Origin of the sequence: Micromonospora sp. ALFpr18c (assembly GCF_008868155.1) — a bacterium.
Lineage (GTDB): Bacteria > Actinomycetota > Actinomycetes > Mycobacteriales > Micromonosporaceae > Micromonospora.
Window position 1 is genome coordinate 1 of the sequence record NZ_WBKR01000180.1, and the last position, 12924, is coordinate 12924.

The 12924-nt window shown below is 70.6% G+C and carries 14 protein-coding genes; 1 reads left to right on the forward strand and 13 read right to left on the reverse strand.

Annotated elements, in window-relative coordinates; all coding sequences use genetic code 11:
- Nucleotides 1-235: 235 nt before the first annotated feature.
- The 11 genes from F8271_RS24960 to F8271_RS25005 form a co-directional block, all read right to left on the reverse strand.
- Nucleotides 236-490, reverse strand: coding sequence for a hypothetical protein (locus F8271_RS24960; RefSeq protein ID WP_151492264.1), 255 nt, complete (start codon nt 488-490; stop codon nt 236-238).
- Between the two features lie 1946 nt (nt 491-2436).
- Nucleotides 2437-2673: a hypothetical protein gene (locus tag F8271_RS24965; protein WP_151492265.1), complete on the reverse strand. Its 237-nt coding sequence runs from the start codon at nt 2671-2673 to the stop codon at nt 2437-2439.
- Nucleotides 2674-2818: 145 nt separating this feature from the next.
- Entirely contained in the window at nt 2819-4846 is a 2028-nt protein-coding gene (locus F8271_RS24970) for an FtsK/SpoIIIE domain-containing protein (protein WP_151492266.1), read from the reverse strand.
- Nucleotides 4847-4848: 2 nt separating this feature from the next.
- Nucleotides 4849-5040 (reverse strand): hypothetical protein, encoded by a 192-nt coding sequence (locus tag F8271_RS24975; protein WP_151492267.1) that lies wholly within the window; start codon nt 5038-5040, stop codon nt 4849-4851.
- Nucleotides 5040-5207, reverse strand: a complete 168-nt coding sequence (locus tag F8271_RS32580) for a hypothetical protein (protein WP_192580443.1) — start codon at nt 5205-5207, stop codon at nt 5040-5042. The genes F8271_RS24975 and F8271_RS32580 overlap by 1 nt, the downstream gene beginning before the upstream one ends.
- A 256-nt stretch (nt 5208-5463) precedes the next feature.
- Nucleotides 5464-6468 carry a hypothetical protein gene (locus tag F8271_RS24985; protein ID WP_151492269.1) on the reverse strand — a complete coding sequence of 335 codons (1005 nt, stop codon included), beginning with the start codon at nt 6466-6468 and terminating at the stop codon, nt 5464-5466.
- On the reverse strand, nt 6465-7139 hold the full coding sequence (locus F8271_RS34020; RefSeq protein ID WP_151492270.1) for an NUDIX domain-containing protein: 675 nt from the start codon (nt 7137-7139) through the stop codon (nt 6465-6467). Before F8271_RS34020 ends, F8271_RS24985 begins: the two co-directional genes overlap by 4 nt.
- On the reverse strand, nt 7136-7348 hold the full coding sequence (locus F8271_RS24995; protein WP_151492271.1) for a hypothetical protein: 213 nt from the start codon (nt 7346-7348) through the stop codon (nt 7136-7138). The genes F8271_RS34020 and F8271_RS24995 overlap by 4 nt, the downstream gene beginning before the upstream one ends.
- Nucleotides 7345-7545 carry a hypothetical protein gene (locus F8271_RS25000; RefSeq protein WP_151492272.1) on the reverse strand — a complete coding sequence of 67 codons (201 nt, stop codon included), beginning with the start codon at nt 7543-7545 and terminating at the stop codon, nt 7345-7347. Before F8271_RS25000 ends, F8271_RS24995 begins: the two co-directional genes overlap by 4 nt.
- Entirely contained in the window at nt 7542-7706 is a 165-nt protein-coding gene (locus F8271_RS32585; protein ID WP_192580444.1) for a hypothetical protein, read from the reverse strand. Before F8271_RS32585 ends, F8271_RS25000 begins: the two co-directional genes overlap by 4 nt.
- Before the next feature lie 133 nt (nt 7707-7839).
- Nucleotides 7840-8316, reverse strand: a complete 477-nt coding sequence (locus F8271_RS25005) for a hypothetical protein (protein WP_151492273.1) — start codon at nt 8314-8316, stop codon at nt 7840-7842.
- Between the two features lie 392 nt (nt 8317-8708).
- Between F8271_RS25005 and F8271_RS25010 the strand changes: the two genes are divergently transcribed.
- The gene (locus F8271_RS25010) at nt 8709-8939 is read left to right on the forward strand and encodes a hypothetical protein (RefSeq protein ID WP_151492274.1); all 231 of its coding nucleotides are present in this window, start codon (nt 8709-8711) and stop codon (nt 8937-8939) included.
- A 457-nt stretch (nt 8940-9396) separates the two neighbouring features.
- Here the strand turns inward: F8271_RS25010 and F8271_RS25020 are convergent, their stop codons facing one another.
- Together F8271_RS25020 and F8271_RS32590 are read right to left on the reverse strand one after the other, a co-directional pair.
- Nucleotides 9397-12000 (reverse strand): M48 family metalloprotease, encoded by a 2604-nt coding sequence (locus F8271_RS25020; protein ID WP_192580445.1) that lies wholly within the window; start codon nt 11998-12000, stop codon nt 9397-9399.
- A 263-nt stretch (nt 12001-12263) separates the two neighbouring features.
- A complete protein-coding gene (locus tag F8271_RS32590) occupies nt 12264-12725 on the reverse strand; it encodes a hypothetical protein (protein ID WP_192580446.1) in 462 nt (153 codons plus the stop codon).
- Between the last annotated feature and the right edge of the window lie 199 nt (nt 12726-12924).

Sequence of the window (12924 nt, forward strand, 5' to 3'; positions counted from 1 at the left end):
TGATGGCCCGGATCGAGCGACACGAACAGAAAGAGCAGAACCCCCAGCAACCCACCGGCTGCGATCACCAGCCTGCCGCACTGGCCCTGACCGCATAACCCCCGAAGGATTTACGGAGCGGACCACTAAGTCCGCGGGCGCGCGGGGTCGCGTCCGTGCAGTCGGCAAGGTGTGACCGCGGTGTATGCCCCGGCGACCGTCGCCCGGCTGCTGCGCGGTCGACGGTAGAACCCTGCTACAGCGCGGCCGGCTGGCGTATCCGCCACCGGCCGCGCAGCCCCCCATCGGCGTAGATGGCCGCCAGCACGTCGCGGGCACTGGCCTCGTCGGGCCACACCACCACCTGCGTCTCCGCCTCGACCGGCGAGTTCAGGTGCACCTCCCAGCCCGCGTCCGCACGCTCGAACAGGCGCACCAGCGTGAGCACCAGGTGCGGATCGTCGACGTCGTACAGCCAGCCCACCTCGCGGAGCTGCGGAAGATCACCCATGGCCAACACGGTAGGGCAGACATCGAAGCTTCCCGCGGCCGGGAATCTTCGAAGGTGCGCGTTCAGTGCGTACCCCCTGCGGGCATCGGGCCCACGCAAGATCCGGGCGGGTTTCGTCGCAACCGTGGTGCCTGGCACCACGTTTCGTCAACAATCCCGAGGTGGTGCGCGCGCCCCGCTGCCGCGGTTCTGGAAACTTCCAAATCCCGGGTAGCTAGTGAACCCAGGGGCTGGCAGCGGCCGTTTCCTGCTGTGCCAGCACACGTCTTCACAGCTTCGAAAGAAGGGTTCCAGTGGCAGCAGAGCGAAATATTCGCCGATCAGAGGTTGACAGTTGGTTCAGGTCGCCGCCCGCCGTGCCCACGGCTACTCCGCCGCAAGCGGGCGCGGCGGGCGGGACTACCTCAGTAGCGGAACCGCCAGTCCCGTCTTCTGCCGCGCCGTCCATGCCGGTGCCGACGGAACCGCGGCCGACCCCAGGTCGTGCACGTGCCCCGCATTTTGGCTTGAGGCCGGCAGCCACCGCCCCCGCGCCGGTCGCGGTTCCGTCGGCACCTAGCGTGCGTTTCGGCCCGATGCCGCCCGCGGCGACCCCAACACCAGGACATGCACCTGCCTCGCAGGTTCGGTCAGCAGCCCTGTTGACCAGTAGCGCGCCCGGACCGGGTGACGCACAAGACCCAAGCCGACGAGAAAGAAGGTCCCGAGGCGGGGCAGCGCAAAGGAAACATGACGAGAAATCGAAAGAAAGCTACGAGAAGTGGAAAGAAAGCCATAAGGAATGGCAAGAAAGTGGAATCCGGATATCCACCAGGAGCGCACCGGTAGAGATTGGCAACGATGAGGACGGTCAGTGGCGGTCAGTCGGCGGCGGGACTCTCCTTGGCCGGAAGACTTACAGCAGCGACGCGCAGGACACAACCCGCGCAGCACGGAGAGGGTAGAGCGGACCGAAGATGACGAGGCCCTGAGCCGCGCGGCTGCGCGTCAGGGAGCGCGACGCACCTGCGTCACCTGAGCGACGCAGGTGCGTCACGGCTGCTCACGGGCCGCGCAAGGGTGCGTCGCGCAGTGCGTCACGGGTGCGCGGTGACGCGGCTTGACGCACCCTCGCGTCGCGGCTGACGCACCGGTGACGCACCTGCCCTGCGGGGCGCCGGGAAGCGTCGGCCACTTGCCGGAGCCGGGAAGTGGTGCCGACTTTGCGGGCGTCCGCAAAGTTCGCCGTAGGGGTACGCATCTTGAGTCGGATAATATCCGAGTCATTCAGTCGAGCCATCGTGGCGGTACATCCAAGGACTACGCCCTTCTTCGGGGCTCCCCGAAGAAGGGGGGTGTCCGATTTCCCGGTGCCGGGAAGTGGTCGCGGGGGTGGGCGGGACAGTGCCCCGGTCGTCGGTGGAGGGTTTCCGATGGCGGCGACGAAAACCTGCCGCTGAGACCCTTCTTCCCAGGGCGTTCGCAAGGTAGAGATATGTCCGTTCTAGGTGATTCCTGGTAGTTGTAGGGATCGGCGCGGGTTTCGGCTGTTCTTTCGTAGGGCTGGCGCGATGGATGCGACGCCGGCCAGGCGGAGCAGGCTGATCGCGGTGTTGCGCAGAGTGGTCAAAGGGCGTCAGCCTAGACACCTGCATGATCGCCAGAAGGCCGCGCTCTTCTACGTACCCACCGGAACCGGCGTGACTATCACATAACCGAATATCCGGTCATAGCTCGATCTTGCGAATGCCCTGCCCTTCTTCCCGGCGCCGGGAAAAAGGTCCCCCACAGTGTGGGTACCCCTGCCCTCGTCAGTGGCGGCGGCAGTCACTGCCGTTACGGCAGTGCCTGGACCGTCGTAACGGCAGTGCAGGTCCCGTCGTAACGACGGTGCCTGCACTGCGCTGACACCCGGACGCACGACGGCCCGCCAGTCGCGATCCTGGCGGGCCGTTCGGTGTGCTGGGTCAGGCGTCCCGTTGCACTCTCCGGACTCGGTTCCACGCACGCCGGCCGATCCGTAGCCGCTTACCCGTCGACCGGCACCACCGGCACGGGCGGGACAACTTCGGGTTGCGCTTGGAGCGGTGGTGGGCCTTCCCGTCGCACACCCAGCAGTCGCGGAACGGCCGGATGATGCACGACAGGACGTAGCCCAGGGCGATGACGACCACGACGCCGGTCGCGACGAGGGTGCCTCTCACGATGCCCTCCCAGGGGCGGGTTTCGGGGGTGCTGGACAGGGGCCGCGACCACGCGACCAACGGGCGTTTGTGCTGGTCAGGGCTGGTCGCGGGGCTGGTCGCGGATCCGCGACCAAGGTCCGTCCCGCGACCAGCCCCGCGACCACTACTCGGCCTCGATCTCACGGCGTTGCTGGGCGGCCTCCAGGGCCGTCCGGCGGGCGCCCTTGATGTTGCTCCGGCCGACCTTCACGTCTTGCGACTCGACGCCGTACGGGGCGAGCGCCTCACGGACCATGTCCGCGGTGATGCCGGTGTAGAACTCCGGCGCCAGGTCGGCGAGCCGCTCGGCGAGCACCGCCCACGGTGCGCCGGACTCGCCCGGCCGCAGCACCGCGCGGGCGTCAGCCAGCATGTCCCGCGCCTCGACCCGCTCGACGTCCTCACCGATGATCGCCTTGCCGCGCAGCTGCGCCGCCCGAGCGACGATCGCCGCGGTAACTTCCGGCTTGGGGAAGAACGACCGCACCGAGCCGGGCTTGCCGTTGCCGATGACGACGCCCCACCCGGCGTCAACACCGGGCTCGTACACGGTGCCGGTCAGGCCCCGCTTGTACGCCCCAGTGCCGAGAATCATGTCGTTCTCCACCTGCCCGCCTACCGAGAGGCACCAGCGGGTGACGACGCAGCGGGTGATGTTCGGCGGGACGCTGTCCCGGTCGGCGATCTGCGTGGCCAGCACGAGGATGATGCCCAGCGCCCGCCCACGCTTGGCGACTCGCTCAGCAGCGGCTGCGGCATCCGGGTAGGCCAGGAACAGCTCGTGGACCTCGTCGAGCAGGATGAACACCGGGTGCAAGCCGGATCCGCGCTTCGCGGCCAGCTCAGGGGTCACCTTGCCCAGCGGTGCCTCACCGCGCTCGCGGGCCTTCTTGATGCGCTTTCCGCGTCGCTCGCACTCGGCGAGGGCCCACACGAGGATGTCCCGCCCGGTCGACAGGGCCTCGTCGTCGACCCCGCACGCGTAGGTGGAGCACAGGTCGGCCATGTCGAGGAAGTCGCCCGTGCCCTTGAACTCCGCGATCTTCAGCTCACAGGTCGGGTCCAGGGCGGCGATGGTGGTCAGGGTGCGGGCGGCGTAGGACTTGCCGGAGCCGGGCTGCCCACCGATGAGCACGTTGCGCTCGAACAGGATGGTCGTCACCGGCCGCTGGCGGGCGTCAGTGCCGAACGGCTGCGGCTCAAAGATGCTGGTCCGGGCGGTTGGCGACGCGAGCGCCCAGGTCGGCTGGCCCATCTTGGACGACGGCTGGTAGCCGACCCAGAGCGCGACCCGTCCCGGGTGCTCGCCGGGCACGACATCGGGCCACACCTGGTCGACGGGCAGCCGCAGGGACCCGGCGAGCCCGCCGCGGTTCTCAAGAACCTTGGTGGCCTGGATGGCGCCGGGCAGGTCGAACACGGCCAGCCAGCCAGGGCCGTCCTTGTGGATGCCCGGCGGCGGGAAGCTGATCTGCCCCGGCTCCTTCACGCCGATGCCCAGGTCAACGACCGCCTTGCGGACCATCTCGCCGGTGAGCTTGGTAAACGCCGCCTTGGTGACGACCCGGTCAACGATCGGCTTGTCCGCCGGGCGACCGTTGCGCGCGGCCACCAGGACCACGCCGACGGCGACCGCGAACCAGCCGACCGCGGGGACACCCACGACCAGCTGCGCGACGGTGAGCAGCACCACCAGGGCGAGCACGGCCGCGACGATGACCCACCACCGGGCGTTGGACTCCTTGGCCCGGGTCTTGTTGAGGGCTTGCCAGGTGTGCGGGTCGTTCTTGTTCGCGGCTTCCTGCCGCAGGTGGAAGTTCTCCCGGCCGCCGACCGCCCACCACGCGGCCGCCGACCCGGCCCGCCAGGCCCCGCGTGGGGCGTAGACGGCGACCTTCGCGGCGTACTTCGGCGATCGGGTCAGGTGATAGAGGGCGGTGTGCCCGCCGTAGCCGGCCGCCCAGCGGGCCAGCGCGCGGCGGGCCTCGGGGTTGCGCAGCACCGCCGGCACGATGGGCCGGCGCGCGTCGGTGCGCGACACCACGTCGCCGAACGTGGCCTTGCGGTCAGCCGGGTCGACCTGCCCGCCGACCTGGTCAGCCTCGATGATGTGCCGCTCATCGTCGTACTCGTCGAACGGGATGACGGTCATGGTCAGTACCTCCCTTGCGCCTGGTCGGCGAGGTTGTGTGCGCGGATAGCGAGAATCGGGAGCAGGCCACGCCACGGCATCGTCGGCTCGACCATCTCGGACTCGATGAGGGCGGCCAGGGCGCGCAGGCCGCCGGCCGCAGCCCCGAGCCGCGTGAGCAGCTCGGGGCACGTCGTGCAGTCCGCGTCGGCCATCAGTTCTCGCCGAGCCAGCCCTCGGGGAGCCGGCCCTGCCCCTTGGCCTTTTGAATCGCGGTCTGGGTCTTCGCGTCGGCCGGCTTGAACTTCGTCCGGTCAGTGCGGCTGTCCTTGCTCATCGCGTTGGCCAGGGCGGCGTTGAGCTTCGTGTCGCGCTTCGGCATCAGTCAGACCTCCCACATGGCGCCGCACTGGGTGCAGACCATGAACTTCTTGCCGTCGATGTAGCTGTAGTAGAAGCCGGGGTGCGCGCAGCTGCCCATGTCGTTCCTCCTGGCTGTGGTTGTGCCGTCCAGCTGGTCTGGCGGCCTCCGCTGTCGGCGTTGCCGTCCTGATCGATCGGGCCGGTGTAGCCGGACTCCCGCAGGTCGAAGAACTTCCGGTCAGCCTCGGTTTCGGGCTGGCCGTCGAATCGCCGGCTCATCTGGCGTCCTCGCCCTCGGTGATCGCCGCGATGGCGGCGGCGAAGTGGTCCTGAATGAGCGTGATGACCAGGGCGGAGGCGAACGCCAGACCAGGGATCAGCAGGTGTAGGAGCACCTGCATGGCCTGCTCACGCCAGCCGCCCGGGTAGCCCTCGGCCAGGGTCGGCATGACGTTCATCGCCGCGGTGCTGGCCAGCAGCGCGTACTCGACGCGCCGCACGGTGCGCTGGTCGACGCTGCGCCCGACCGCCGAGAGCTGCCCCCGGGCGATGAGCAGGCCGACCAGCAGGATGGAGAACGCCGGGTCGACCAGCCAGGCGACCAGCCACGTCGGCGACCACGCCTCGGCCTGGCCGGCGGCGAACCGCTGGACGTTGACCATCGTGAACGCCAGGGCGAACAGCAGCGCCGACCACGCCATGGCCGTCCACCGTGCCCGCTGGCGCATCAGCCGGACCGCCTGGATGTCCGGGTCCATCAGCAGCCGCCGCAACTGCCGGGCCTCGGCGGCCTTGGCGGTCCACTCGCGGACTCGGCGGGTCTGGCCCTGCATCAGCGCGTCGTGAGCCGCCTGCTCGCGCACCGCCCGGCGCTCCCGCCGGTTGAGCGCCGGGGGCGGGCCGAGCGGGGCAGCCGTGCCCGGGTGACCGGCCGGCGCGACCTGCTCCACCGGCTCAGCGACCACCGGCGTCACGACGGGGGTCGGGTCCGGCTCGACCAGCGGCACGGACTCGGGTACGACCGGGGCCGGAAGAGGGTCCGGGCCGATCGGCTGCGCGTAGTCCCACGGGTCCGCCGTCGGCTCGTCGACCACCGTGGCGGGCGGCTGCACCAGGCGGGCGCGCAGCTCGATCGCCTTTGGGGCACCGATGTGGAACTGGCGCATGAGCTCATTGCGGGGCGGCACCTCACCCAACTCTTGCATGAGCTTGCGCGCGGCCGGCAGCAGCTCGTCGACCGGCTGCGGGTAGCGGGTGCCGTTGATGGCGGGGGCGGTCATCGGTCCTCTCCCAGGATCTCGGCGAGCAGGTCGCGGTGAGCGGCGAACACGACGCCGCCGTAACAGATGTCCAGGTGCTCGGTGAGCGCCCGGTAGTCGATCGCCGGCACCCACACCGCGCGGCGGGCGTCGTCCATACCGGTCACGTCCGGCAGTGGCCCGACGAAGTCGCCCAGCTCGAACCGCACCGGGGTGGTGACCATCCACGCCTCATCCGAGGCGCGCGGGTCGGGCACGTACCGGGCCGGCAGCACCGTGTACGGCTCCCGGGCCGGGTCGATGGTCAGGCCGGTTTCCTCGGCCAGCTCCCGCGCCGCGGCGGCGAGGGCCGTCTCTCCCGGGTCGACGTGGCCACCCGGGAGCGCCCAACCGTGGTCGTCGTCGCGCTCGACCATGACCAGCCACCGCCACCCGCGCGGTGTGGTCGCCATGACCACCGCGTCGGCGCACTGCGCCTCGCCCCAGTGGCCGAGCTCGTTGCGCCCGTACCGGATGCCGGTGGGGGCGTACGGGTTGACCGGCCGGCCGTCGACCAGCGGGAACGGGATCGCCGCAGCGGCCCGTCGCGGCGCCCAATCGATGCTGGCGGGGTCCATGGTCGGGTCCGCCCAGGACGCCCCGGCGGCGATGCCGTCGAGCACGCTCTGGTCGGTGAAGGTACGCGCGGTCATCGGGTCTCTCCCAGGGCGTGACGGGTCAGGGTCTCGGTGAGGCGCATCAGCGCCCGGTACTGGCGGGCCGCGGCACGGTGCGCGGCGGTGTGCTCGTCGCTGCCGCCCTCGGCGTAGGCGATGGCCATGCAGGCCATCCCGTACCGGGCGGCCATCTGGTTGACGGCGGTTTGCAGCCGGAGGACCCGCAACGCCTGCTCGGGGGTCATCGGGCCATCTCCTTGCCGCGCTGGGTGGCCCGGCGGCGTGCCTCGGCGGTGGCGACCTGGCGCTCACCCTGGGCGGCGTACGCCTGGCCGTGCTGCTCGCCGTGGCGCTCCACCAGGTGGCGGGCGATGAGGAACACGGAGGCCGGCACACCGGTGCCGCCGGCCAGGATCAGAAGCAGCAGCTGGTACTCGTTCATCGGGCACCTCCGGCCCAGCTCGTCGAGACACACATGCCGCCGGCGCCGGCCTCGTTGCTGGCGCACGGCTGCGTGGTGTGGTTGTGGGCGAACGCGAGGACGGCCAGGGCCGCGCACACCAGAACGGTGCGCGCGACCAGGCGGTCAATCCGGCGGCCCATCAGCGGGCGACCTTGCGCGAGCCGGGACCCGGGCAGTTGCTCGTGCCACACGAGGCGGGTCGCTCGACGCCGCCCCACAGAGTGACGTAGCAGCCGCACGGCATCAGCACCGTGCGCGAACCCTGCGCGCCCATCAGAGGGCGTGCCGGGCGATGCGGGCGGCGGCCAGCAGCGCGTGTGCCAGCTGCTCGACCTCATCCAGGGTGCCGGACCAGCCCTGCGTGTCCTCACTGCCCGGGTAGCTGCCCAGGTCGCCCTCGGCGATCGACAGCACGACGCGGGTTGGGGTGATGACCTCGCCGCGCTCGGTGGTCGACTCGACCAGCACCCGCGCCGTGGCCGGGGCGATCGTTGAGGATGGGTCGTCGGCGGTCAGGTCCGCCACCACAACCTCGTGGCAGAGGCCGATCGAGAAGCCGTCAACCTCGGTCACCTGGCCCCGGTGGTCTTCGGTGCAGTACGCCGGGCAACCGGCGGGACGGGCCGCCAGAGCGCGCTGGAGGCCGTCGGCGTAGCCCTCGGCGTACCGGCTGTCCCCGAGGCGGATCGCGTCGGCCAGCTCCCGCACGGCGGCGGGGTTGGCGGCCAGTGCCGCCTGGACGAGCGCCAAGTCCGCGGCCTCGGAGGGGTCCGTCGTAACGCCGGTGCCCTCCGCAGTAGTGAGGGCAACCGTGGGCGAGACGCCAACGGGTTGCCGGCCGGGCCTGGTTGATCGGCCAACGGGCCGCGGCGTCGCGCCGGATCGCCGTCAGGTCGGTGGTGTCGGCGTCGTCGAGCCGGTGCTCCGACGGGACGTGTGCGGATGCGATGATGTTTGCCATGGTCGACTCCTTCGCAGTCGATCTAGGCCCTCGGTCGGTGTTGACGCACCGCCGGGGGCCGACTTGTCGGCGCTCCCGGTGTCGGGGCCTGTGTGCTTGTGTATGTACACGTTAGCGTCCGTGTACATACACGTCAAGGGTTGCTAGCATCCTCGTGTACAGACACCGGAAGGGGAGACGGATGGCACCGCGCAGCAGGGGAGAGGGCAAGACCCCGCACCGAACCATCAGGGCCGAGCAGGAAATCTGGGATCCGTTCGGCGCTGCCGCGAAGCAACAGGGGGAGCCCGACCGCTCCGCAGTGCTCCGCGCGTTCATGGCGTGGTACGCCCGACTGCCCGGGGCGAAGATGCCGCAACGTCCGCCCGCCGAGTGGAGCTACCAACGGCCTGCCGCCGAGCCGGGGGAGTGACCCTCGGTGCTGGGGCACATGTGGGGCACATGGCAGCCCGTAGCGATGAGACACAGTGGGATGTCGTGAGGGGTAAAACCGCAGGTCATAGGCCAGGTGCCGAACCTTTTTCCTGGTCAGGCGAGACTGGCAGTCTTTCCAACGCCAAGTGACGGACACAGGTGCGCTGACCTGCACCTGAGGCCGTCCGGAAGGCCACTGAACCATGATCATGCCGTCTCCAGGCCGTCAACGGGTGCCGGTCCATCCTGGGCGGCCTGGTTCTCGCCGGACGCGGTGTCGATGGCGCGCCGCGTCCGGTCCTCGCTGGTCGATAGGAGATGCGTGTAGGTCCGCCGGGTGAACCCGGGGTCGGCATGGCCCAGGTGCGTCGACAGGGGCCTTGATGCTCTCCCGGCGTCCAGAAGGACCGAGGCGTAGGTTAACCAGCATCATGACCACCGGATCCCGCGCAGGCCTAGCGGCTGAGGGCAGCCACCGTCGAGGAGACCGCCGCATTGAACACCGCCTCGTCCAGCGGCTCCGCGATGGCGGTCAGCTGCACCTGCACCAGGTTGTGACCGATCCGGACCAGGCCGAACAGGGTTGTGCCGGTGATCCTGCTCGAACCACTGCCGAGGGAGAGGTCATACCGCACCCGCCAGGACTCTTCCCCCACCTGGGGAGCCGGCTGGGCGCTCACGGCGAACCGCACTGGTGAGCTGCCGGGGACGGTGGTGTCGAACCGGGGGCACGCGGCGCGGGCTGCCTCGGCCTCGTCGAGAAGGGTGTCGGGCACGGGGTGGGCGTACGAGGTGACGATCACGATGACGGTCGATTGCCTGATGCTGCTCGGCAATTTCCTGGTGGCAAAGCCGCGAATCTCGTCGACCCGTTCGTCCGACTCGATCCGGCGCAGATAGTCGTCCCGGGCCAATTCCCGGCAGGCCGCCGGCACGATGACGGTGTCGGGGTCCTCGGTCTCCTGCTCCTGCGGTTCCGGCTTCCAGAACGCCGGCAGTGGCCCCCGGACGGCGCTGGCGGCGGCACCGGCTTCCGCGACGGTAAGCAGCCGGCCGGGATCCGCACCGGTCCGCGCACCGGGCGAGACGCTGGCGTTCGGCCCGGCGGTGGTCGATGACGGCACCACCACGACCGCCGGGCCGGTGGTGGCCGGTGCCCCTGTGGGCAGCAGCAGCACCGGCCCACCGGGCAGGCCGATGACCGCCGCCGCCCCGACCAGGAGCACCGCCGTCACCGGACCCACCGCTGGCCACACCTGCGGTCGTGTGTCAGCCCGGCCGGGCGGCCATCCGATCGGGTCGGGTCGTTGTACGAGCCGTCCGGTGAGAGCGGAGAGCCCGATCAGGACGGGCATCGTGAGCACCGCGAGGTAGAGCCACCAGATCACCGGCACACCGACATAGAGCCGGAGCAGGGTCGCATCCGAGGTGCGACCGGCGACTATTTGGTGCACGAACTGCGAGGCCCCGGCCAGCGCCGCGACACCCGCACCGGCAACAAGGGCCCGCCCCAGACCGGGGTCACCACGTCCGATGGCGAGCACCACGAGCGCCGCCCACCCGGCCAGGGCGCAGATCCACCATCGCTGCTGGGAAAGGGAGAGCGCGGCGTCCAGCGTGATCGGTGGGTGCCGCAGCGCCTGTGCCGATGCGAGGCTCCCACCGATCAGCACCGTCACCACCACGATGGACAGGACGGCACGGGTGGCGACCCGGCGCCAACCGAGCAGGGCCACGACCGCCGCTGGCAAGGCTAGGCCCAGCCACGGCCACGGCGCGTCGGGCAGCGCGTAGACCAGCCAGGCACGTACCGGCACCGGCCGTTCCAGGCCGACGACGAGGGGCTGCAACGGCCAGCAGATCGCCGTGACGGTCGCGGAGGCCGCCAGATAGGTGAACCCTCGCCGGAGTCGGGTGTACCGGTCCGGGCCCCGGCGGGCCGCCATCTCGGCGAGCACGGTGCAGGTCGTGACGGCGACCACGCCGGCCAGTGCGACCACGATCGCGAACCGCAGACTGACGCCCAGACTGGCCGTGCCGGCCGGGAACGACGCACCGCCACCGGTCGTCCCGGTAGGAAAGAGGAAGCCGCCCACGGCGAGACCGGCAGCGGCCGCGACGACCGGGAGCCAACGCCGCGACGGCGCACCGGTGAGCGCCCTGCGGCGCAGCGCGGGGGTCAGCCCGAACCCGAGCAGCACACCGACCAGACCGGCCGGCAGCACGGAGAGATCCCGGTCAATCGCCAAGGCGCTGACCGCCTGGGTCGCCGCCCCCGCGACGATCGCCGTCACCGCCCCGGTCACCGCGGCCTGCATCGGGCCACTAACCGACACCTGTTGCCCGCCACGCAGCGCGGCGGCCCGTCGCTGCGGCGTCGGGTGCCGGGCGAACAGCCGGCGCAGCCGCCCGGGGCGGTGCGGTCGGATCGAGGCGGCGGCGTCCAGCAGCCAGACCAGCGCGGTCCGATCACCGGTCCGGTTGACCTGCTGATCCGCCTCGTGTTCGCGCAGTCGCAGCACCTGCGCCCGCAGCAGGGCGCTCAGCAGCACCAGCAGCAGCGCCCGGCTGAGCGTGACGACCGGGATCTCGGTGAGCCCTTCCCGGCGGATCTCGGAAACACTGGCCACCGCCACCGCCGGTACGACCAGCCACAGCAGACCACGCACGGCGGAGACCCACCGGACGTCCCGACCCTGCACATGCGCCAACTCGTGCTGGACGACTGGGTCGAACCGCGCCGGATCCCGGTGACCCACCGCCACCGCGGCTGGCAGCACCACGAGTGGTCGGCCGCCGGGCCGGACGGTGGTGAACGCCTGCCGCACCGATGGTCCCGCCACGAACAGCCGGGGCCGGTGCCGACCGTGCAGCCCTTGCTGATCGCAGAGCTCGGCAAACCGCTGCTCGGCACCGGCGATGGTGCCCGGGAGTCGGTGGCGACGCAGCCGCCAGTGATCGACCACCGGGGTGAGCGTGACGATCAGGGCCAGCCCGACCAGCAGCAGGACGCCGCCGGTGAGCATGACCAACCCGCGTATCCGGGACGGGTCGGACATGCAGGTCAGGAATTGCATTGTCCGGGTGACATCGAACTCGGCGGAACTGCTTGGGTCGATGTCATAGGTCCGGGAACACCGGACGGTCGCCTGCGCGTAGGGCTGCGCCAGTGGACGGCGACCGAAGAAGAAAACTGTGCCCAGCGCGACACCGACGCCACCCACCACGCCAACGACTTGGAGATAGAGCCAGAGCAGTGGGGTGGGATGTCCGCCGGGTCTCCGGGCCTGCGGAGCAGCCGGCGGCGGCGCGTCGGTGCCGATCACTCCGGTGCGGACCTGCGGACGTGCAGGGCTCCCACCGCCGCGTCGGCCAACAGGACGGCCTGCTCCTCGGTGAGCCCAAGGGTGATTCCGTGGCGCCGGCATGCCTCACGTAGAGCCTGTGCCTGCGCATCAGTCAGCACCAGCCGGTCCCCGTCGATGACCGGCTGGGGTTCGTCGCCGCCCGACTCGACCGTTGCCGGCGCCGTCGACCGGCGTAACCGGCGCCTGCTGCGCCACCAACCGGCACCAGCCGCGGTCGCACCGGTCGCGAGGATGTCAGCGAGACCCGACGTGACCGCCTGCAGTGCGATCTCGCTGACCAGGACCGAGTCGATCCCGAACCCGATCGACCCGCCAGGCGCCGGTCGGCCCCGTAGCGACGACCCGTCCCGCCGCCACTTCTGGGCGACCGGGGCGAAGACCGCCAGCTCCTCGGGGGCTAGCCCTGCATTCCGCACGTGGGTGATCGTGGGCGGGTTTCGGCGCGGCGGGTTGGTGGTGAGGGTGGCTGATGGCAGCGTGCCGGGCTGTGAGACAGCGTGCGCGGTTCGGGTTGCCGTCGGTGGAGAAGGCGTTGGGGTCGTTGCCGTTGGTCGCGGCGTTCGGTTCTCGGCTGCGGATTCGTGACGTTATCGACGGGTTGTGTCCGGTTGATGA